Here is a 21,859-nt window from a genome sequence, read left to right on the forward strand (position 1 = left end):
GTGGGGGACAGCGGCCACGGCACGCGGCTGCCGCGCGTGCCGAGCGTCTTCTGCCCCACCCCGGCCGTCGTCGCGGTCGCGCGCCACCTCCCCGCGCTCGTCCTCCTCCGGGCGCCCCGCGGGTACGGCAAGACGAGCACGGTCGCGTACTGGCTGCGCAGCGGCGAGTTCGACGACAGGGCCGTCGCCTGGCTCACGCTCTCGGACCGCACCGGTGTCGCCGAGCTCTGGGCGGCCGTCCACGACGCGCTCGTCGCTGCCGGCGTCGCGTCGCCCGCCGCCGCGCCCGACCTCGACACCGTGGACCAGGCGCTGCGGCGCCTCACCCGCCGGCTCGTCCTCGTCATCGACGGGCTGCACCAGGTGACCGACGTCGGCGTCGACCCCGAGCTCGTCGAGCTCGCCCAGGTGCACGAGCTGCTCCACCTCGTCGTCACCACGCGACTCGTGCGGCCGATCCTCAGCATCGGCCCCGCGACGGTCGACGCCGCGGTCCTCGACATCGCCGACCTGCGTCTCACGCCCGCGGAGGGCGCGCTCCTCGCCGGGCGCCTCGGCCTGTCCCTGTCCCAGGAGGAGATCGCCGACATCCTTGCCGCGTACGCGGGGTGGCCGGCGCTCGTCCGCGCGGCGCTCCTCGAGGCGCGCCGGGCGGGCGACGGCCGGCTCGTCACGGACGCCGCGGCGATCGCCCGCTACACGGCTCTCATCGTCAGGGACCAGGAACGGGCGGAGTGGCGTGACGTGCTGACGGCGCTGGCCGTCCCCGACCCGCTGCGCCCCGGGGACCTCGACGTGCTCGTCGACGAGCCGACGCAGCTCCCGCTGGCGGACGTCGTCGTCGAGAGCTCGTACACGGACCGCCGGCCGGACGGCACCACCGCCTACCCTCCCGGTCTGCGCCAGGCGCTGCTGGAGAACCTGCGGTCCGACAGCCCGGACCGCTTCCGCGACCTCAACGGCCGCCTCGCCCGTCGTCGCCGCGAGCAGCGGCTGGCGGGGGAGGCACTCATCTACGCCATGCGCGCCGAGGCGTGGCCGCTGGTCCTCGGGATCCTCGAGGACCACTGGGCCGAGCTCCTGGGCCGGCACTCCGACGCCGTCCAGGCGGCGGTGCGGGCGATGCCGCGAGAGCTCGTGGCCTCCAGCGCCCGGCTCGTCGTCGCCCGTGACTACGTGCTCGACCGGGACACCCGGCACCAGGCCGAGGCGGCGCTCCGCAGCGGCCTGCTCACCCCGGGCGGCCCCCTACCGGTGCGCACGCTGACCACGACGCAGCGCCTGGCGCTCCGTTTCGACGGCACGCCGGCCTTCGGTGCCGCGCAGATCCTGCTGGGACGGCTGGACAGCGCCCTCGCCGACGGCGGACATCCCCAGCACAGTCCCGAGGTCGAGCGGGCGATCCCCGAGCTCCTCACGCAGTGGGCGCTGTCGATGCTCCACGCCAACGACGGCGTGCGCGCGGCCTACGGCTTCGCGCTCGCCTGCCAGGAGGCCGTACGGCTGGGCAACTCCGCTGCCGCACGGGAGGCCGCCCACGGCACCGCCCTGGCGATGGCGCTGCTCGGCCACACCCGCAGCGCCGACGCGTGGAGCACCTACGGCGACGGGCTGGCCGCCGCCCCCACCCCGCTGGAGGTGGTGGCCCGTCCGCTGGCGCGCACGGTCCTGGCGGGCATGCGGCTGGCCCGGAGCTCGTGGCCGAGCGTGCCGACGCTGTCCGGGGAGCACGGGCTCGCCCCGCTGCTGGAGCTGACACGGGTCGCGGCCGCCTTCGCCGACATCCTCCACGGCCGTTTCGAGCACGCGCGCGTCGTCCTCCAGCGCCACGCGACGGACCACGGGCACGACCAGCCGGAGCTGGTCCGCGCCTCGGTCACGGCGCTGAGGGTCGACCTTGCGCTCGCCGAGGGCCGGCTCGACCGTGCCGGCGCGCTCCTCGCCAGCGTGCACGACGACGCCGCCTGGACGCGCGCGAGCCGGGCGCGGCACGCGTTCTACGTGGGCGCCTACGCCGAGACCTTACGTCTGACCGAGGACGGGGCCACCTTCGCCGGCACACGACCGCGGGCCGGGCTCGAGCTGCTCCTGCTCCATGCGTGCGCGGCGTGGCGCGCGGGGCAGCGGGAGGCCGCTGTGGACGACCTCGCCACCGCCGTGGGTCTCGCGGCCGACACCGAGGTGCTGCTGCCCTTCCTCACCGTCCCGCGGAGCGACCTGGAGGCGATCGCGCCCGACGGCTCCTGGGCGCGGCAGTTCCTCGACGAGCCGCGCCTGGTCCACACCGACACCGTGTTCCCCGAGCCCCTGCGCGCCGGTCAGCTCAGCGTCGCCGAGCTCCGTGTGCTGCGCGAGCTGCGGGCCGACGTCCCGCTCGCCCACATCGGGCGGCGCCTGTACCTGTCGGAGTCGACGGTCAAGACCCACGTGCGGCGCATCTACCGCAAGCTCGGGGTGTCGGACAGGACGCACGCGCTCGAGCGGGCCCGGGAGCTGTCCCTGCTCGACGGCGACTGACGGCGGCGCACTCACCCCCGGCGCGCGCCGCGATCGGGTCCGGATCACCCGGCCACGCGCACCGTCCCGTGCGCCGGGATGATGGGGTTGGCGGGTGCACCCACCGGAGAGGTTCGTCGTGAGTACCACCATGCCAGCGCGTCTCTCCCGGCCGACCGACGGTGGGCAGCAGGGGAGGACGCTGCTCGTCGCGTCCACCGGTGGCCACCTCGAGCAGCTGTGGCGCCTGCGCGGCAGGCTGCGGCCGGCACTCGGGGACGTCGAGTGGGCGACCTTCGACGAGGCGCAGTCGCGCTCGCTCCTCGCCGGGGAGACGGTCCACCACGTCCCGTACATCCCGCCCCGCGGCTACGGCGCGGTGGTGCGGGTCATCCCCGAGGCCCGGCGGATCCTGCACGACGGACACTTCGACCGGGTGGTGAGCACCGGCTCCGGGATCGCGCTCGCCTTCCTGCCCGTCGCGCGGGCCCTGGGGATCCGCACGCACTACATCGAGAGCGCCGCCCGGGCGGAGGGGCCGAGCCTCACCGGGCGGATCATCTCCCGGGTCCCCGGCACGCAGACGTACAGCCAGTACCCGCGGTGGGCGGACGAGCGGTGGCAGTACCGCGGCTCGCTCTTCGACGGCTACGACGCCGTCGAGGAGCGCCCGGTCACGACGGCCGGTCGCGTCGTCGTCACGCTCGGGACGATGAAGACCTACGGCTTCCGCCGCGGCCTGGAGGCCGTGTGCCGGGCGCTTCCGCAGGTTCTCGCACCGGACGCCGAGGTGCTGTGGCAGGTGGGTGTCACCGACGCCTCCGGTCTCCCGATCCGCGCCCGGGTCGACGTGCCGGCCGCCGAGCTGCACGCCGCGATCGGGGAGGCCGACCTCGTCGTCGCACACGCCGGCATCGGGTCGTGCCTGACCGCGCTCGACGCCGGCCGCTGCCCCGTCGTGCTGCCGCGCAGGCAGGAGCACGGGGAGCACGTCGACAACCACCAGGAGCTCATCGCCCACGAGCTGGACCGCCGCGGTCTGGCCGTGCGCCGGCTGCCGGGCGAGCTCACGGCACAAGACCTGCGGGCCGCGATGGCGCGGCGTGTGCAGGCGGCCGTGGCCCCGCAGACCTTCGTCCTGGGGGCAGTGTGAGGAGGTCCACGGCACCGCACTGACCAGGAGGTTCACCCCTCTGCTAGGGCCTCTGCGCCGTCGTGTCCACTCAAGGCCGGTAACGGTCTGGTTACGATGGCGCGGTCCATGGGGGGACTCGGGCGGATTTTCCCCAATGGCCGGCGCCTCCGCGCCGCTGTTCCGCAACCGAGAAAGAGCGAGCTACTACATGCGAGTTACACACGCGCTCACGAGCCTGGTCGTCGCCCTGGGCGGCATCGGCCTCGTGGCAGGATCGGCAGCAGCCACGACGGTCGGGGTCCCTGACGACGTCGAGCTGGCACCGTCCGGAAGCCTCACGATCACCGAGCCGGGCACCGTCGTCGACGGGCTCCACGTCGACGGCAGGATCCACGTCCGTGCCGACGACGTCACCATCAAGAACACGAAGGTGTCCTACGGGGGCAACCACAGCATCCGTGTCGACGCCGACGTGAAGAACGCCCGCATCCTCGACACGACGGTCGAGTGCGAGAACCCGAGCAAGACGAACGGCATCACCTTCGGCAACTACTACGCCGAGGGCGTGGCCCTCGAGGGTTGCCGGAACGACTTCATGTCGCAGAAGGGCAAGCCGGCGGTCGTCGTCGACAGCACCGTCGACGGCGAGGCCTTCAGCCTCAACGCCGACGAGCGTCCCGGCGACAAGCCGGAGCTGACTCCCGCGCCGGAGCCGACCCCCGAGCCGCAGCCGACTCCCGCGCCGGAGCCGACTCCGGCGCCCGGCACGGACGGGCAGTGGCCCACACCGGAGACGACCGGCCCGCGCTACGACGCGGACCGGCGAGTCACCGGCGGGTTCGAGAGCTCCCGCGACGGTGAGGTCATCGAGCGCCTGGAGATCGACGGGCGGCTGACCGTGACGCACGACAACGTCACTGTCCGCGACGTCACGGTCAACGGCACGGGTACCTACATGGTGCAGGTGAAGCCGGGCAACGACGGGCAGTGCCCGGAGAACGTCCGCTTCGAGTACGTCGAGATCGACGGCGCCAAGGCCGCGGAGAACGACATCCCGCTGTACTCGCCCGACTGCGGCTACACCTTCGACCACGGCCACATCCACAACGTGGGCAGGGCGTCGCGGGTCGTGCACGACACGACGATCAGCAACTCCTACATCTTCTCCGACAGGACCGGGAACTCCGGCGCGCACCGCGGCGGCATCGGGAACAACGGCGGGACGAACAACGCCCTGCTGAACAACGTCATCAAGTGCGAGGGCACCGGGTGCTCGGCCGCCCTGCCCATGTACGGCGACTTCCGCACGATCGACGGCTACCGGGTCGAGGGCAACCTCCTCGCCACGACGGGTTCGTACTGCGCGTACGGCGGGAGCCTCGACTCCAAGCCGTTCCCCGACGGCAGGAACATCCGGTTCATCGACAACCACTTCTCCACGGAGTACTTCGACTCGTGCGGCCGGTACGGGGCCATCAGTGGCTTCGACGACGGTGTCCGCGGCAACGAGTGGAAGGGCAACGTCTGGCACGAGACGGGCAAGCCCGTCAACGCCGGCTGACGCAGCCACAGTCCACGGGTACACACGGCGGGCCGCCTCGAGATGTCTCGAGGCGGCCCGCTCGTTCGTGACGCCCGCGCCGCCCCCCTCTCACCCCGGCGACAGCGGTGTGTCACCCGCTCGTCGGTCTAGGCGCCGGCAGCAGGGACGCACCACGCTGGAGGACGTCGTCGTCGGGTAGGGAGGTGTCTGTTGCGGCTCCTTGCACACCGGACGCGGGCGGAGACCACCCCCTCCCTCGACGCGTGGCTGGACCGGTCGGTACGGCGTGACGACCTCGGGCACACGGTCGCCCGGGGCATCAGCTGGACGCTGCTGAGCAACTGGGTCGCCGCCGGGCTGCAGATCGCCACCACCGTCGTCCTGGCCCGCCTCCTCACCCCCGCGGACTTCGGCCTCATGGCCATGGCCCTGACACTGACGGTCATCGTGACGCAGTTCCGGCAGCTCGGTCTGAGCCAGGCTGTCGTCCAGCGGGAGAACCTCACCTGGACCCAGGTCAACGCGCTGTTCTGGGTCAACGCCGCCGCGGGCGTGCTGCTCGCGGTGGTCGTGGCCGCAGCCGGTGTGCCGCTGGCGGCCTTCTACGGCGAGCCCGCGGTCGTGTCGCTGTGCGCTGCCCTCGGCGCCGGCTTCGTGTTCTCGGGTCTCGCGGTCCAGCACGGCGCGCTCCTCAACCGGGCGATGCAGTTCCGCCGGATCGCCGTGCGCAACATGGCGGCCGGGGTCCTCTCGAGCGCGGCCGCCGTGGCAGCGGCTCTCCTCGGCATGGGCGTGTGGTCGCTCGTCGTGCAGAACGTCAGCGCCCTCGTCATCGCGACGGCGCTGAACTGGTGGGCCGTCCCGTGGCGGCCGAGCCGCCCGTCCGGTCTGCGTGAGGCGTTGCCGCTCCTGACGTTCGGTGCCCACGTCTCGGTGGCCAACCTCTGCTACACGCTCTCCCGCCAGGCCGACAACGTCATCATCGGCCGCGTGCTCGACGCCGGCGCGCTGGGCCTGTACAGCCGCGCCTACAGCCTCCTCATGCTGCCGCTGCGGCAGCTCAAGACACCCGTCCAGGCGGTCATGGTGCCGGCCCTGGCCTCGCTCCAGGGGGAGCCGGAGCGGTACCGCGACGCGTACCGTCGGGCCGTCAGCGGGCTCAGCCACGCCGGCATGCCGGCCGTCGTGGTCATGGCCGTGACCTCTCACGAACTCGTGCTGGTCGTCCTCGGCGAGCAGTGGGTGGGCGCAGCACCGCTCTTCCAGGTCCTCGCGGTCGCCGGCTTCGTGCAGCTCGTCTCGACGACGACCGGGTGGATCTTCACCAGCACCGGCCGTGGCGCCGCGTACGCGGGCTGGGCCGTCGTCAACGGGGCCGTGACGATCGGCGGGTTCGCCGTCGGTGTCCGGTGGGGCGTCACCGGGGTCGCCGTGTCGTACGCGGTGACCCAGCTCCTCCTCCTGGTGCCCGCCTTCGTCGTCGCGTGCCGGGACACGGCGCTGTCACCGGCCGACCCCTTCCGGGCGATGGCGCGCCCGGTCGTTGTCTCGACGGCCGTCCTGCTGGTCAGCGTGACCGTGCGCACGAGCGTTGACCTCCCGGCCCTCGGCACCCTGGCCGTGACCTGCGGTGCGGCGGGCGCGGTGTGGGTCGGCTGCCTGGCTGCCTGGCCGCGCGCCCGTGGAGAGGTGAGGGAGCTGGTGGCGATGGCGCGGAAGCGCAAGGCGCGTCCCTCCCGCACCACGGCGAGCGGTGGAGGCAGCGGTGCTTGACGTCGGCCGGACAGCCGAGGTGCGACGCAACCGGACGGTGGGTGTTCTCGGGGGGATGGGGCCCCTGGCGACGGTCGAGACCTACCGCCGGATCGTCGCGTCGACGCCGGCGCGGCGCGACCAGGACCACCTCCACGTCGTCATCGACTCCAACCCGGCCGTCCCGGACCGGACCGCGGCCCTTCTCTCCGGCGGGGAGGACCCCCGCCCGCTCCTGCACGCAGGGGCGCAGCGCCTCGTCGTCGCCGGCGCCGAGGTGCTGTGCATCCCGTGCAACACGGCGCACGCCTACCACGAGTGGTTGCAGCGACGGGTCCCCGTGCCGATCGTCCACATGCTGCGGGAGACGGCGTCGCGCGTCGCTGCCCTCGGTGCGCGCCGGGTCGGCCTGCTCGCCACCACCGGGACGGTGGCGACGGGGCTCTACCAGGCGGAGCTGCAGCGGGCGGGCCTCGGACTCGTCACCCTCGAGGCCCCGGTCCAGAGCCGGGTGATGGACGCGATCGGGGCGATCAAGGCCGGGGACGTCGGCGACGGCGTCGTCAGCGCCCTCGCCGCTGCCGCGCTCTGCCTCGTCAGCGCGGGCGCGGACCACGTCGTCGTCGGGTGCACCGAGATCTCCCTCGTCGCCGGCGAGCTCCCGCTGCCCGTCCCCGTCGTGGACGCACTGGACGTCCTCGTGTCCTCCACCCTGCGCCTCGCCACATCGGTCCCTGAGCCACCGGAGCTGGTCCCCCATGTCGTATGAGCTGATCGCCGTCACGGGGCCCGTGGGTCCGGAGCTCGGCGCGCGGCGCCGGGACGTGGTGGAGCACGCTGCCGCAGCGGTCCCCGGCGCGACGCGCTGGACGGTGCACGAGACCTCGACGTCGTGCGCCGCCCTCGTCACGACGGCACCGGCCGGGGGCACCGTCGCGGAGACCCGCCCCGCCGGCACGGCGGCACGCCTCACCGTGGCGACCTCTCCCCGCGGGCTCACGGCGGCCGGAGGGGCCCGGGAGGTGGGCGCGGAGGCCGGCCACGTCAGTCTCGCGCTCGCCGCCGATGGCGCCGTCGAGCTCACCACCGACGGCGTGGGCTTCCTCCCGTGCTACTGGGGGACGGTCCCCGACGGGGTCGCTGTGTCGACGCACCTGGCCACGCTCGTGAGCCTCGGTGTCAGCCCCGAGCCGGACGAGCGGGGCGTGGTGGAGTACCTCGCGATGCACCACCCGCTGGGGACGCGGACCCTGCTCCGGGACGCGCGGATGCTCCCGGCGGGAGGGCGGTTGCGCTGGGCACCGGACGTCGACGTCTCGGTCCGCGCCGTCCCGCTGTTCGTGCCGACCGGTGACGTCCTGAGCGACGACGCCGTCATCGCCACCTTCGCCGAGCTGTGGCCCCAGGTCGTCGCGGACGCCTTCGACGGGCCCGGGGAGGCGGCTCTCGGGCTCAGCGGGGGTCTGGACAGCCGTGCCATCGCCGAGGCCGCCGTCCAGATCGGTCTCCGGCCCAGCACCTACACCTACGGGACCCCACCCACCCACGAGCCCGTGGTCGCGGCCCGCGTGGCTGCGGCCCTCGGCCTGGACCACGTGGCCATCCCGGTCACCGGCGAGACCGTGCTCGCCGGTGGCGCCCAGGCGCTGGACCGGCTGGACGGGGCGCACAGTGCGAGCGAGATGTACGAGCTGTGGTTCCTCGACACGCTGCGGTCACTCACCGGCACCGTCGTCAACGGGCTGGCCGGAGGCCCGCTGTGGGGGGACGACAAGGCGGTCGGGCTCACCGATCCCCGGGCGGTCCTGGACCGGCAGTGGCAGCGGTACGCCGGTGATGCCCGGCTCTCGGCGGGTTTCCTCGCAGGCGAGCTCGCTGAGCGAGCACCGCAGCTCCTCCGCGACTCCCTCGCCGACTCGCTGGGAGGCTGGGACCTCGGCGCGCGCGACGACATGGTCCTGTACTGGAAGATCGCCAACCGGCAGGTCCGCTGGGGGAACATGCTCACCAACGCCCTGCGGCGGTCCGGTGTGCGCGCCGAGGCGCCGTTCCTCGACTCCCGCTTCCTCCAGCTCGCCGCGCGGCTGTCCCCGCAGCAGCGTCGTAACGGGAACCTGTACCTGAGAGTGCACCGCGAGCTCTTCCCACGGACCGCCGGAGTTCCCCGCAGCGACGACGGCAACGCGCCCGCCGCCCTGGACCACGTGTACTGGTCCGGCGAGACGTCCTACGTCACGCAGCTCATGGGGCTCACCCGGCGCCACCCGGTCTCCGGGGCCCGTCGCGCGGCCCGGCTCGGTGGCCACATGGTGCGGACGAGGCTCCGTGACGTCGTCGGTCTGGAGGGACCGGCCGACCGCAGCGAGCGGCGTCGCTCGGTCTTCCCCGCCGACGTCTGGCTGCGGACCGAGCCGCGCTACGGGGAGCGGCTGGGCGAGCTGCTCGAGCTCGGCAGGCACCGGATCATCGACGAGTCCGCCGTGGCGGCGCAGGTGAGCGCCGTCCGCGCCGGCAGGCCGGCCGCCCCCGCACTCCTCCTCGGCAGGGTGGCGGCTGCGGGTATCTGGCTGTCGGACTACGAGAGCCGCGCTCGTGCCCGGGTACCGGCGGGCGCCTGACCCAGGGGCCTCACCCGTCCCCGCAGGAGCGCTCGCGCCGCCTCACGGTGGGTCGGTCGCCCCAGGAGCGCGCGGCTGGTCTCGTTGAGCAGGACGACGAGCCAGAAGACGGCACCGGGCACGCCGCCGTGTCGCCGGCGGTACAGCCGTGTCCGGTTGAGCGCCACGAGGCTCCACAGCCACGGGGACACCGACATGTCGCCTCCCGGGTGGACGACGTCGGCAGAGGCGACGTACCGGAGGCACAGGCCTGCATCACGGGCTCGCAGGGCGTAGTCGGTCTCCTCCGAGTACAGGAAGAAGTCCTCGGTCCAGCTGCCGACCGCGTCGAGGGTCCGGGGGGCGAGGAACATCGCCGCACCCGTCGCCCAGTCCGCGGTGGCCCCGTCGACGTAGTAGGCGGGGTCACGGATCATGTCTCCCCAGGCGGGGTAGCGGGCGGCGCGATGCCCCCCGAGGACCGCTTCCCCGAGCGCTCGGCGGATCGTCGGCTCCCGGCGCAGCGAGAACTTGAGCCGGCCCTGGCCGTCGAGGACGCGGGGGACCGCGATGCCGACGTCGTCGGCGCTCTCGACCACGCGCACGAGGCGGACGACGCTGCCGGGGGACGGGACGGCGTCCGGGTTGAGGACGTAGGCACCCCTGCGTGGCCGGGCCTGGCGCAGTGCCAGGTTGATCCCGGCGCCGTACCCGAGGTTCGCTCGCGGTTCCACCACGGTGGCCCACGGGGCCAGCGCCCTCACGCGGTCCACGGTCCCGTCCCGGGAGTCGTTGTCGACGACGACGACCCGTGCGGTCCCCGCGCCCTCGAGGGCGGCCGGCAGCGCGCGCAGGAAGGGGGCCACGATCGCGGCGCTGTTGTAGGTGACGACGGCGACGAGGACGTCCGGCTCGTCCCCGGGCGCCGGGGCGAGCGGGGCGGGTACCGGGCTCACCAGCGAGCCGGCTTCCCGACGGCCCGCCGGGCGCGCTTGCGCGCCGAGGTGAGCTTGCGCCGCCACCCGGAGTGCGCGCGGACGTCCAGGGAGGCCACCTGGAGCACACGAGCGCTCTGGACGAGCTGCGCCGTCCAGTCGGCGACGGTGGTGACGCCGTTCGCCCGGGCGGAGAGCGGCATCCGGTCCCGCAGGTCGGCATCGGTGCGGATGAGCGTGTGCGGGGAGCGGGGGTCGTCCATGTGGTCCTCGGGCACGAAGGGGTAGTAGAAGCCGTTGACGGCGCCGCCGCGCGCGAGGCGGATGCAGTAGCCGGTGAAGGACTCGGCCTCCCGGATGCCGCCGTGACGGGTCGTGAGCGCTCGCGGCAGCAGGTAGCCGCTGCCCTGGACCCACAGGTTGCGCATGAGACGGTGACCGCCGGCCAGGTCGACGATCTTGCGCGAGGCCAGCTCCGGCACGAAGTCCTCCTCCGGGTGGCGCCAGCTGCCCACCGCGCCCAGCTGCGGGTTCGCCGCGTGTGCGGCCGCGAAGGTGTCGAGCCAGCCGGGGCTCACGCGGCAGTCGTCGTCGACCTTGGAGACGTAGGTGGCCTCCGACTCCTGCCACAGCCAGTTGGTCGGCTCACGGAGCTGCACGTTCTCGCGGCTGTGGTGGAAGCGGTGCACCCGGGGGTCGTCACGGAAGGGGCGCAGCGCCTCGAGCGTCGCCTCGTCGTCCCCGTTGTGCCAGAGCCACACCCGGTCGCGCTCACCCAGGGTGTCGAGCAGCCTGGGCAGGCTCAGGTGGAGGTACCCGGCGCTGCGGTAGGTGATCATGAGGACGTCGGCACGGGGGGTCACGGGGCACTCGCTTCCGGTCGGCGGAGGCCGCGCCGGCGAGCGCGGTTGTAGGTCCCGGCGATCGAGGTGACCTTCCCGCGCAGCGGCAGGCGCAGCCACAGCCGGAAGGCCGGGACGTTGCGGTACCGGGGGACGCGCAGGCCCATGAGCGCCATGGTGAGGACCCGGCCCCACACTGCCCCACGGGTCGCGGCGAGGCTCGGCTGGGACTGCTCGAGACGCTCGAGAGGGATCGGGCCGCCGTCGAGGGCGCCGTCGGCCAGGGCGGCGAGCAGCGCGTCGCGACCGGCCTCGGTGCGTACGACGACGAGCGAGCGGCCGGGCTCGTCGGCCCCGATCTCCCGGTACCACGGGTCCCCGACGGACAGGTCGGCGAACTCGCCGGTGTGGTCGGGGCAGATGAGGCAGCGCCACTGGCGGTTCCTGGTCAGGGTGCCGTTCCACGCCTCGGCGTAGGTCATGCTCCGCACCTCGCCGGTGCGGGAGCGCACCCGGAAGCTCCCCGGCCACCCCTCGCCCCGGTAGTCGACGGACGTGACGTCCTCCGGGTCCGTGCCGAGGGTGCGGACGAGCTCCTCGGTCGCCCTCGTGGACGGCGTCCCGGCGCAGAAGATCGCCACGGTGATGTCGAGCCGGTCGGCGAGGGCGGGCCGGACGGCGGCGACGTTCCGGACGGCCGCGACGTCGCAGGGCTTGCCGACGAAGAGCGTGCGCCCCTCGGCCTCCTCGACGAGGTCGAGGCGCTCGCAGGGGCTCGCCGGTGCGTACCGGGAGCCGGTGGCCGCCGTGATCGTCGCGTAGGTGGTGTTGCGCACGGTGACGTTCCGGATCGGGTCGAGCGGGTCGGCCTGGACCTGCAGCGCGCCGGTCGCGCGTCCGCTCGTCACGGCGTGGGCCGCGAGGGCGGTCGCCACGCCGCCCGAGGAACCGCGGTGGCGCACGTCCGGGTCGGTGGACCAGCACTCGTACAGCGCGAGCACCGGTCCCCACTCACCGTGCAGCGGTGCCCCCTCGAGCGTCTCGGGCCGGTGCTCGAGCCGCCGTCCCGGGCACACCGCCAGCGCGTCACCGCTGAGCGAGCCGTTGACGGAGGCGATGGGCAGCGGCCGGCGGCCGACGTCGGGGACGTCGCGCATGGTGAGGACGTCCCCCGCGACGTGGGCGCAGGCGCCGCAGCCCGTGCACAGGTGCGAGGCGACGACCTCGGGGATGGACCGGGGCAGACGGCCGATCATGTGATCGTGCCCGCGGGCTCGTCGCGCCAGGACAGGGCCGCCTCGAGCACCTCGTCGAGCTGGCCGCGGGCGCGGGAGACGACCCCCGGCACCCGCTCGAGCAGGACCGCACGCGCCTGCGCGCGCGCGGTGAAGGAGTCCAGGGCCCGCTCCACCGCTTCGGCGCCGGCCACGGCCCGGGCATCGGTGACGTGGTCGGCCACGCCGCAGGTCCCGAAGACTCCCCGCGCCTTGTCGCTGTAGGCGTAGCCGAAGGCGGGCACGGCCGAGCTCAGGGCGGCGATGGTGGCGTGCATCCGGGAGCCTGCGAACCACTCGAGTCGCGCGATGCACCACTTGAGCTCCGCGGCCCGCAGCGTCGGCGTCAGGCGCCAGACCCGCGCCCGCTCGGACGGGCTCAGGGCCGCCTCGACCTGAGCGTGGGCCGCGGCGTCGCGCTCCGTCGGGTCTCCGCCGTCGACGTGCGAGACGAGGACGACGACGGCACCGCGCTGGACGAGGGCGCGCACCAGCTCGACCATCGTCGCGAGGTAGGGCCCGGCAAGGCCGAACCGGCCACCGGCGTCCTCCTCCCGCAGCAGACCGCTGACGTTGACGCCGACGACGAGCTCCCCGGCGAGCTCAGCGAAGCGCGCCACCGTGCCGGGGTCCGGCTCGCGTGCCGTCAGACCGAACGCGACGTCCACCCCCTGACGCAGGCGGCTGGTGTCCGCGGACGTCCCGGCGAGGTCGAGCAGCTGCTCGTGGCTCCAGGCGTCGCGTGCGTACGCCAGTGCCGACCGTCGCACGAGTCGCTCGGCGCGTCGGCGTCCCTCTGGCGTCGTGAACGGGCCGAAGGTCTGCGGCAGGAGCACGAGGGGCCGGCCCGCGCGGACGGCTGCCTCCTTCGGTGCGCAGACGGTGGCCAGGCGGCGGGGGCCGTAGAGGTCGGTGAAGCTGTCGCCGCCGCTGAGGTCGAGCAGGGCGTCGGCGCGTGCCAGGCGGGTGAGGAACGGGTTCCCGAGCCCGCCGAGCGCCTGGTCGACGCGGATCCGTGCCCAGCTCTCCCTCCGGTGCCAGCGCCGGGAGTTCCGCACGCCGATGCGGTCGACGCGGACCGTCGCGCCCCAGGACGGGTCGGCGCGCACGCCCCAGCCGTCGTCCAGGACACTCACGCCGCCCACCGAGGCGGCTGAGGCGAGGTGCGCGACCACGGAGGTGCCGAGCGCCTCGACCCCGCGGTTGTCGTTGTCGAGCGGGGCGCCGGCGACGACCAGCCGCGTCCTTGTCGCGGCGACCGGGGCGTCGGTCGCTGTCGTCGTGCTGTGGGTAGTCATGCATCGCCTTCCGTGCGCGGCGGGTGCTCTGGCACGCCCGCGAGTGCTGTGCTGGTCAGGGACTGGGCAGGGTGAGGACTTCGTGGACGGCACTCGCCGCCGCACCGGCGAACTGCCCGCCACCGACGACGTGCAGACGTCCGTCGATGACGCCCGCGGCCGCGCCGTGCCGGCCGGTCGGGACGCGACGTGCGGTGGACCACGTGTCGGTCGCCGGGTCGTAGACCTCGGTCGCGTCGAAGGGCAGGCCGTCGGGCCGGGCCTCTCCTCCGACGGCGACGATCCGGCCTGCGATGACGCCCGTCGCCATCGTGCGGCGTGCGGTGGGCATGGGCGCTCGCGGCGTCCACCCTCCGCCGGCGCCCGGGTGCAGCGCCTCCATGGACCCGAGCGTCCCCATCGGGGTCTGCCCGTTGGCCAGGCGAGTACGGCCCCCGAAGACGTGGAGGACGCCGTCGACGACGGCCGAGCCCGGGTTGTCCCTCGCCGTGGTGAGGGCGGGGGCGGCGTGCCAGGTGCCCGCCGCGAGGTCGAGCCGCTCCACGACGGCCGTCGAGGCGCCGTCGGCGGTCATGCCGCCCGCGACGTACACCTGGCCGCCGACCACCTGGGCGGTCGCGCCGCCGCGGGCGGTGGGCATGGACGGCAGCGGCGACCACGCGTCGGTCGCCGGGTCGTAGGACCAGGCTGTCGCGACGGCCCCGGAGAACGGGGCGGTGGAGCCGCCGAGCACGAGGAGCCGGGTCCCGTCCGTCGTGACGGCGGGGTTCTCCACCCCCGGCCCCGGCAGGTCGGCGACGCGTGCCCACGTGCCCTCGGCCGCGTCGTACCGGTAGGTGCGGGTCGAGTGGCCGTCGGGGCCCTTGCCGCCGACGACGTAGAGGTCGTCGCCGATCGCGACACCACCGGCGTCGAGGACGTCGACGGGCAACGGCGCCTCCTCCGTCCAGCAGCCGATGTCCCGGGGGGTGAGGAAGGTGACCCGTCCCCCCGTGCCGGCGAACTCGCCGACGACGATGCGGCCGTCGGGCGCCTGGGTGATCGGCAGCGGGTCGGTGAAGCCGCCGACGACGCTTCGCGCGCGGACGACCGAGCGCCCGTCCGCGGAGAGCGTCACCGCGGTGATGTCGTCGCCCACCGAGTAGTTCGTGATGAGGAGGTCGTGCTCGAGCGCCCCGCAGAAGGCGTCACCGCTGAACTCGATGATGCCGTTGGCCGAGCGGTTGGCGCCCAGGTCGCCGATCGGTGGGGTGTAGGTGGGCAGCGGCGCGACGTTCTGGTAAGCGCCGGTCTTGAAGACGCACTCGTCGCGGGCGGGGTTCGGGTGGCCGTAGTAGCGCCCCTCCTCGATGAGGTTGAGGACGTCGTTCTGGTTGCCCGGGTTGTTGCCACCCTGGGTCCACGGGCGCGTGTCGCCGAAGCCGAGGCAGGGCGCAGCCGGTGAGGGCGGGTAGCTGCCGACGACGCCGAGCCCGTTGTCGGGCCCGTAGAGGTGCCCGTTGGAGTGCTCGACGAAGTCGTAGGTGTTGCGCAGCCCCGAGGCGAAGACCTCGACGTCACAGTCACCGGACTGGTAGATGTCCGTGGGGTGGGCGCAGGCACCGTCGAAGCCCGGGACCTTGGGGTCGGCGACGAGGAGGGCGGCGGACAGGGGCTGCTCGCCACGGTCGCCGAACTCCGTGTTCGCCGTGTTCGGCGCACCTGCCCCGGTGTTGCCGCCCTGGGCGATGTAGAGGCGCCCGTCGCTGCCGAAGTGGATGGCGTTGGTGCCGTGGTTGGCGATGGACCGGGGCAGGCCGGTGATGACGTCGCTGCGGTACGCCAGGTTCGGGCCGGAGAGGCGCGACACGATGCTCGAGTCGGCCTCGCCGTCGTCGGCGGAGGGCGAGGAGTGGCCCGCCCACACGATGACGTTGCCCGGGGTGGAGGCGGGGTCGACGGCGAGGCCGAGCGCGAGACGCGTGCCGAGGGTGGACACCACCTGGGTGCTGCTCACGGTGCCGTCCGGCGCGAAGGAGAGGATGTAGATCTTGCCGAACATCGACTGGACGTACAGCTTGCCGTCCGGGCCGTAGGCCATCGACGTGGGGAACGGGACGGGTACCGAGTACCGGTCGAAGGGGTAGTCCGCGACGTCCGCGGGGTCGTGCTCCCCGGTGACCGCGAACTGGGAGAAGCGGAACTCGGCCGGCTGCACGGCGCTCCGGCTGCTCGCGAAGACCCCGCCGAAGCTGCGGGTGCCGATGAGCGGGTCGATGCCGGCGGCGTCGAAGCTGAAGAACTCACCGGGCACGGCGAAGCTCCGCAGCGCGGACTGGCCGCCGTCCCCGACCCGGTAGTAGCCCGTCGCCTGGCGCGTCCCCGGGTCGACGCGGATGGACAGCTCGACGGGGACGTCGGAGGGGATGGTGAGGTAGCCGGAGTTGCGCCGTGCCACCTCGGTGCCGTCCACCTCCAGGACGTGCTCCACACGCCAGCCCTGCGGGGTGCTGACGAGCGCGACGCGGTCGACGTGGTCCTGGTCGTAGCCGAACCAGATCCCGGCCTGCTCGTACTTCCCGGTGGTGGCGGGCGGACCGGCGATGGTCGCGGTGAGCACGGTCGTGGCCGTCGGGCCGTCGAAGCCGACGCCGAGGGCGTTGTCGAGGGTGTTCTCCTTGACCGAGCCGGTGCCGCCGGTGATGTTGAGCGTGCCCTCGCCGAGGTCGACCTGGAGGCGCTCGCGGAGGTACTCCGCGTCGTCCGGCCGGGGCAGCAGGGTGGTGAAGCCGGTGCCGACGCCGTCGACGTCGATGACCCCCTTGGCCTCGTAGCGGAAGCCGAGGTTGTAGGGCGTGTCGACCTTGATGAGCTCGCAGGAGACCGGGGCGCAGCCGCCCGGGTCCCCGACGACGAGCGTGACGGGGAGGACGGCGGTGAACGCGCCGGCGGAGGTGGCGACGAGCTCCCCGTGCCACACGCCGGCGGACAGCCCCGCCGGGTTGACGAGGACGTCGACGGTCGCCGGGGTGGTCTCCTGGCTCGTCGTGGCGCTGAGCCATGGCGCGGTGCTCGCGATCCGGGCCACGGTGCCGGGCGTCGTCGCCTCGAGGGAGACCTGGCGCTCCTGCACCTGCCCGCCCTCGGTGGCGGGGACCTCGAGGACTGCCGGCGCCCACGTCAGCGTGTTCGTGTCGTTGACCGTGGTGAAGGCGGTGTGGACCACGTGGGTCGTGCCGTCGGAGGTGAGGACCGCGACGGTGACCGTGTGCTCGCCGTCGGGGATGAGGGTGGTGTCGAAGGGGGCGGCGGCGTGGGCGACGGAGCCAGGCGCCATGTCGAAGGGAGCGACGGAGTCGGTGCGCAGCGGTGCGCCGGTGTGCTGCGGGTCGTCCACCCACCACGACGTCGAGGAGACGCCCTCGGTCTGGGCGAGGAACGCGTAGATGCTCCCGCTGACGGTGCGGCCCGCGAGCGGCTCGGGCGACCGGCGCTTCGCGTCGACGCCCGTGACCACCTGGAACGGCGACGCGTCCTGGACCGCGAGGGTGACCGGGACGACGACGTCGGGCAGGCCCGGCGACGACAGCGTGAGGTTCCCGGTGCGCGACCCGGGGGAGAGCCCGGCGGGGTCGGCGGACACGGTGAGCTGCGCGGGTGCCGCGGCGGTGGTCGGGTCCGCGCTGAGCCAGGGCGCCGAGGACGAGACCGTGAACGGGAGCGCCGAGCCGTCGCTCGACGAGACGACGAGCGGGGCGCTCGCCGGTCCACCGGCGGCGAGCGCCGTGAGGGTGAGGGCTCCGGGGTCCACGACCAGGCCGGGCGCGGCGTCGACGAGGAAGGAGACCGTGAGCACGGCGGAGGAGGCGCCGTCGGCCGTGGCCGTGACGCGCCCGGTGTGCGTGCCGCCCGCGAGGCCGGCGGGGTCGACGGTGACCTCGACCGACCCGGGAAGTGCGACGGGTCCGGCGGTGACGGCGAGCCAGGGGGCGTCGCTCGTCAGCGTGGCGACGGTTCCGGGCTCGGTCGCCGAGAGCGCGAGCGTGCGGGTCTGCGGCCCGTCCCCGGCCTCGACGACGAGCGAGGCGGGCTCCCAGAGGAGGGCGTTCGTCCCGTTGCTCGTCTCGAAGGTCGCTGTCGAGACGTGCTGGGCGCCGCCGGACGTCGTCACGCGCACGGTGATCGTGTGCTCGCCGTCGGCGAGGGTCGTCGTGTCGAGCGGAGCGGCCCGGTGGGTGACGGAGCCGGGCCCGAAGTCGAACGGCTCCGTCGTGTCGGTCCGCAGCGGCGCGCCGCCCATGAGCGGGTCGTCGAGCCACCACGCGGTCGCGGTGACGCCGTCGGTCGGCGCGAGGAAGGGGTAGATGTTCCCTGAGACGTCAGCGCCGTCGAGAACCGTGGGGCTCCCGCGCTTGGAGTCCTTGCTGTGCACGACCGTGAAGCCGTCGAGCGGCGCCGCCGCCACGGTGAGGGTCACCGGGACGACGACGTCGGGGAGGTCGGCACTCGCGAGGGTGACCGTGGCGGTGTGGGTGCCGACGGGCAGATCGGAGGCTGCGGTGAGCGACACGGCTGCCGGCGCGGTCCCGGTCGACGGGGCGACGGTGAGCCAGTCGACCGAGCCCGTGGCGGTGAAGGCGCGCGGCGCTCCGTCGGACGTGCCCACGTCGATCGTCGCCCCCGCGGCCGGCCCACCCGCGGTGCTCGCGAGGGTGACCGACGACGGGCTCGCGACGAGCAGCGCCGCGACATCGTTGTCCGTGACGAAGGTGGCCTCGCGCGTCACCACACCGGCGGCCGTGGTCACCCGAGCCGTGATCGTGTGCTCGCCGTCGGGGAGCTGCGTGGTGTCGAAGGCGCCCGAGGCGTGGGCGGTGGACCCTGGCGCGTAGTCGAAGGGCGAGGTCGTGTCGGTGCGGACCGGGGTGCCGCTCGCCGCGGGGTCGTCGAGCCACCAGCTCACGGCGGTGACACCGGTGTCCCCGGTGAGGAAGGGGTGGATGACGCCGTCGACGGTGGCGCCGTCCAGCGTCTGCGGTGACGTGCGCTTCCTGGCCAGGCTGAAGGAGATCTGGGGGTCGTCGGCCGACGCCGCCGGCAGGGTCCCGAGCAGGCTCGCGAGGAGGGTGAGGGCGATGACGGCGGCCCAGCTACGGGCCGTGGTGCGGGTCATGAGGAACGCTCCGCTCGGGGGATGGCGGGGGTGGGGGTGCTGGGCGGGCCGGCGGGCGGGTCCACCCGCCGGCTGCTCTCGTCGCGCAGCCAGGTGGTGCTGCCGCGGGCCAGAGCCCACCGGGCGCGGGCCCGGGCGAGGACGGCGGTGCCGAGGAAGACGGCGACGGACGGCAGGAGTCGAGGGTCGCGCCGGGTGAGGGTGGCCAGAGTGCCGACACCGCCGCCGGCACCGCGGATCGGGGGAGCATCGGGGTCGCGCGCGAGCTGCCGGTTGCCGGTCATCGCCCGCGCCCGGCGGCGGAGAAGGTCCCCGTACTCGCGGGGCGCACGGATGCGAGCCGCGGCGCCGGGGACGACACGCAGCTCCTCGGGGGCGAAGCTCATCGCCGCGACGAGGTCGTCGGCCATCGTCTCGCGCCAGCCGGCGAGGCGCCGGTGGCCGGCCTCGTCGACGCCGATGACGCCGCGGCCGTACAGCTCGGTCGCGACGCCGGGGAGCCGGCTCCACACCGAGTAGTACGCCCGTACCGGCCAGCTCGACCCGGAGAGCTCGACGTCTCGCCCGGGGCCGACGGCGTGCACCCCCGGCTCGCCGAGAGCGGCGCCGAGCGCGGACAGGTCGCGCGCCCCGACGACGACGTCGGCGTCGACGTAGAAGCGGGGGAACCGGGAGACGTGCCGGTCACCGAGGGCGAGCGCGTGCATCTTCGACGGTACGGGGGTCTCGAGGACCCGGACGCCCGGGAACGACCGGGCGACCTGCGCCGTCGCGTCGGTGCAGCCGTTCGCGACGACGACGACCTCGAGGTCGGCGCCGTCGGCCGTGAGCGCGTGGAGGAGCCGGCCGATGACGGCCGCCTCGTTGTGGGCCGGCACGACGACGCACCCGAGCCCCTCCGCCCCCGTGCCCGCGGGGGTGGTCCCGGAGGTGTCAGTACGCGCCATGGCCGCCCAGCACGGCGTGGGCCGTGCGCCACAGGATGTGGAGGTCCATGCGGACCGACCAGTTGTCGGTGTACCGCAGGTCCAGACGCACCGACTGCTCCACCGAGAGGTTGGAGCGCCCGCTCACCTGCCACAGGCCGGTGAGGCCGGGCTTGACACGCAGCCGCTGGCACACGTCCCCGGTGAAGCGGTCGACCTCGGACTGCAGGGCCGGCCGGGGCCCGACGAGCGACATGTCTCCCCGGACGACGTTCCACAGCTGGGGCAGCTCGTCGATCGACAGGCGCCGCAGCACCCGCCCAGCCCGCGTCACACGGGGGTCCTCCCGGAGCTTGAAGAGCATGCCGTTGCCCTCGTTGCGGTCGAGCAGCTCCGCCAGGCGCGCCTCGGCGTCGGTGTACATCGAGCGGAGCTTGTACATGGTGAAGGGGCGGCCACCCAGGCCGACGCGGGTCTGGGCGAAGAAGGCCGGGCCCGGCGAGGTGAGACGCACCGCGACGGCGGCGGGCACGATGACGAGAAGGGCGGCGAGGAGCAGCAGGCTCCCGAGCACGCGGTCGAAGACGGCCTTGGACCACAGCGAGGGCCGCGGGGGAGTGAGCGCGACCCCGAGGAGTGGGGTCCCGCCCAGCGACTCCAGCCGCAGCCGGCGCGGCACCACCTCCGCGATCGCGGGAAGCACGAGGAGCTCGGCGGACAGCGAGGCGAGCTGCCAGCCGAGGCGCCGGAGATCAGGCGCCTCCATCGCCCCACCGGAGACGACGACGGCGTCGATGTCGAGGGTCCGCACGAGGTCGGGGATGTCGGCGTAGCGGCCGAGGACGGGGCTGCGGCTGGCGATGTCGTCGGTCGTGGGAGTGCACACCCCGACGACGACGAGCCCGTGGGACTGCGCCTCGTCGAGCACGTCGAACAGGTGGCTCAGGCCGTCGACCGGGCCCACGACGAGCGTCCGCCGCAGGAACGTGCCGCGTGCGCGGAGGCGCCGCAGGACGGGCCGGGCCGCGATCCGCGCGAGCGCGGTGAAGCCGATGGACAGCGCCAGGGCCTCGAAGAGGAGGGACCGGGGGACCTGCGCGACGCCGACGTAGTGCACCCCGAGCGACACGAGCGCGAGGACGCCGGCCGCGCGGACGAGGCTGGAGAGGTCCTCCAGCGTCGAGGCCGCGCACGCGGCGCGGTACCCCCGGGACGCGGCCACGGCGAGGACGAGGCCCGCCCCGGCGGAGACCGCGAGGACGGCCACCACGAGGGGCTCGTGCTCCTGCCGGACGCACAGGGCGACGGCCAGCGCGGCGAGGCCGAGGTCGGCCACGGCGAGCGCGGCGAGGTAGCGGGTCACCGCGGACCGCCACGGCAGTCCGGACCGTGCCGCGCGCAGCGGCCCCTCGGTCACGGCCGTGGGCGGGAGCGCCTGGTCGTCGTCGTGGTAGCGGTCGGTGCGCAAGGTCATCGTGACCACCCCACGGGGAGGGACGGACAGGGGAGCGGCTGGGCCGGTGGAGGAGCGGAGGTGGCGGGCCGCTGGGCGTCTGGAGGGGTGTTCACGTGAGAAGTTCGCCCTCCGTCGCTCGTCGTGGTCTGAGCCGTCGGACGGGACGACGTTGGCTCGCCCGAGCAGCCGTCTCAACATGGCACGGGGTCCGTGGGCCGTTAAGGATGACCGCCGGATGACGTCACGGGGATGAGGTGCGCGCCGGGGGTGACTGGGCCGTCGGCGGCGTCCGGCCCGCGGCCGGGCTCACCCCGCTGGTCACCCCGTCGTCCGCCGTCTGATCAGCTCGTCGTCATCCTGCGGCGCGTCGCAGGAGCGGCGGGGCGGGTGCTGTGCTTGTCACGTGACGGGCACCACTCCCGACGTGGACGGTGCCCGCATGGCTCAGCCCTG

General features: G+C 74.1%; 13 protein-coding genes. 6 read left to right on the forward strand and 7 right to left on the reverse strand.

Features of this window, described 5'->3' with window-relative positions; genetic code table 11:
* From GD632_RS16440 to GD632_RS00795, 6 genes are all read left to right on the forward strand, one after another.
* Nucleotides 1–2,517: a LuxR C-terminal-related transcriptional regulator gene (locus tag GD632_RS16440; protein WP_152187643.1), complete on the forward strand. Its 2,517-nt coding sequence runs from the start codon at nucleotides 1–3 to the stop codon at nucleotides 2,515–2,517.
* A 118-nt stretch (nucleotides 2,518–2,635) separates the two neighbouring features.
* Nucleotides 2,636–3,649 (forward strand): glycosyltransferase, encoded by a 1,014-nt coding sequence (locus tag GD632_RS00775; RefSeq protein ID WP_226924379.1) that lies wholly within the window; start codon nucleotides 2,636–2,638, stop codon nucleotides 3,647–3,649.
* 136 nt (nucleotides 3,650–3,785) lie between these two features.
* Entirely contained in the window at nucleotides 3,786–5,192 is a 1,407-nt protein-coding gene (locus tag GD632_RS15820; protein ID WP_193311271.1) for a right-handed parallel beta-helix repeat-containing protein, read from the forward strand.
* 192 nt (nucleotides 5,193–5,384) lie between these two features.
* On the forward strand, nucleotides 5,385–6,947 hold the full coding sequence (locus GD632_RS00785) for a lipopolysaccharide biosynthesis protein (RefSeq protein ID WP_152187645.1): 1,563 nt from the start codon (nucleotides 5,385–5,387) through the stop codon (nucleotides 6,945–6,947).
* Between the two features lie 37 nt (nucleotides 6,948–6,984).
* Nucleotides 6,985–7,695 (forward strand): cysteate racemase, encoded by a 711-nt coding sequence (locus GD632_RS00790; RefSeq protein ID WP_226924441.1) that lies wholly within the window; start codon nucleotides 6,985–6,987, stop codon nucleotides 7,693–7,695.
* Nucleotides 7,685–9,544 carry an asparagine synthase-related protein gene (locus GD632_RS00795; protein ID WP_152187650.1) on the forward strand — a complete coding sequence of 620 codons (1,860 nt, stop codon included), beginning with the start codon at nucleotides 7,685–7,687 and terminating at the stop codon, nucleotides 9,542–9,544. The genes GD632_RS00790 and GD632_RS00795 overlap by 11 nt, the downstream gene beginning before the upstream one ends.
* Here the strand turns inward: GD632_RS00795 and GD632_RS00800 are convergent.
* From GD632_RS00800 to GD632_RS00830, 7 genes are read right to left on the reverse strand one after another with little or no spacing between them, the layout of a single operon-like run.
* Nucleotides 9,502–10,479 carry a glycosyltransferase gene (locus tag GD632_RS00800; protein WP_152187652.1) on the reverse strand — a complete coding sequence of 326 codons (978 nt, stop codon included), beginning with the start codon at nucleotides 10,477–10,479 and terminating at the stop codon, nucleotides 9,502–9,504. The genes GD632_RS00795 and GD632_RS00800 overlap by 43 nt on opposite strands.
* Entirely contained in the window at nucleotides 10,476–11,321 is an 846-nt protein-coding gene (locus GD632_RS00805; RefSeq protein ID WP_226924380.1) for a glycosyltransferase, read from the reverse strand. The genes GD632_RS00800 and GD632_RS00805 overlap by 4 nt, the downstream gene beginning before the upstream one ends.
* On the reverse strand, nucleotides 11,318–12,556 hold the full coding sequence (locus GD632_RS00810) for a Coenzyme F420 hydrogenase/dehydrogenase, beta subunit C-terminal domain (protein WP_152187655.1): 1,239 nt from the start codon (nucleotides 12,554–12,556) through the stop codon (nucleotides 11,318–11,320). The genes GD632_RS00805 and GD632_RS00810 overlap by 4 nt, the downstream gene beginning before the upstream one ends.
* The gene (locus tag GD632_RS00815) at nucleotides 12,553–13,872 is read right to left on the reverse strand and encodes a polysaccharide pyruvyl transferase family protein (protein WP_152187657.1); all 1,320 of its coding nucleotides are present in this window, start codon (nucleotides 13,870–13,872) and stop codon (nucleotides 12,553–12,555) included. The genes GD632_RS00810 and GD632_RS00815 overlap by 4 nt, the downstream gene beginning before the upstream one ends.
* Nucleotides 13,873–13,927: 55 nt before the next feature.
* Nucleotides 13,928–19,024 (reverse strand): Kelch repeat-containing protein, encoded by a 5,097-nt coding sequence (locus GD632_RS00820; RefSeq protein WP_152187659.1) that lies wholly within the window; start codon nucleotides 19,022–19,024, stop codon nucleotides 13,928–13,930.
* Nucleotides 19,021–19,971 carry a glycosyltransferase gene (locus GD632_RS00825; protein WP_152187663.1) on the reverse strand — a complete coding sequence of 317 codons (951 nt, stop codon included), beginning with the start codon at nucleotides 19,969–19,971 and terminating at the stop codon, nucleotides 19,021–19,023. Before GD632_RS00825 ends, GD632_RS00820 begins: the two co-directional genes overlap by 4 nt.
* Nucleotides 19,958–21,424: a sugar transferase gene (locus GD632_RS00830; protein WP_193311273.1), complete on the reverse strand. Its 1,467-nt coding sequence runs from the start codon at nucleotides 21,422–21,424 to the stop codon at nucleotides 19,958–19,960. Before GD632_RS00830 ends, GD632_RS00825 begins: the two co-directional genes overlap by 14 nt.
* Nucleotides 21,425–21,859 lie beyond the last annotated feature (435 nt).

The organism is Georgenia satyanarayanai, assembly GCF_009193135.1.
Lineage (GTDB): Bacteria > Actinomycetota > Actinomycetes > Actinomycetales > Actinomycetaceae > Oceanitalea > Oceanitalea satyanarayanai.

What these genes read in the sequence shown, in the direction of transcription:
- GD632_RS15820 (WP_193311271.1), top strand. Translation starts at nt 3,786, where the DNA reads ATGGCCGGCGCCTCCGCGCCGCTGTTCCGCAACCGAGAAAGAGCGAGC.
- GD632_RS00795 (WP_152187650.1), top strand. Translation starts at nt 7,685, where the DNA reads ATGTCGTATGAGCTGATCGCCGTCACGGGGCCCGTGGGTCCGGAGCTC.
- GD632_RS00810 (WP_152187655.1), bottom strand. Translation starts at nt 12,556, where the DNA reads ATGATCGGCCGTCTGCCCCGGTCCATCCCCGAGGTCGTCGCCTCGCAC.
- GD632_RS00815 (WP_152187657.1), bottom strand. Translation starts at nt 13,872, where the DNA reads ATGACTACCCACAGCACGACGACAGCGACCGACGCCCCGGTCGCCGCG.
- GD632_RS00820 (WP_152187659.1), bottom strand. Translation starts at nt 19,024, where the DNA reads ATGACCCGCACCACGGCCCGTAGCTGGGCCGCCGTCATCGCCCTCACC.
- GD632_RS00825 (WP_152187663.1), bottom strand. Translation starts at nt 19,971, where the DNA reads ATGGCGCGTACTGACACCTCCGGGACCACCCCCGCGGGCACGGGGGCG.
- GD632_RS00830 (WP_193311273.1), bottom strand. Translation starts at nt 21,424, where the DNA reads ATGACCTTGCGCACCGACCGCTACCACGACGACGACCAGGCGCTCCCG.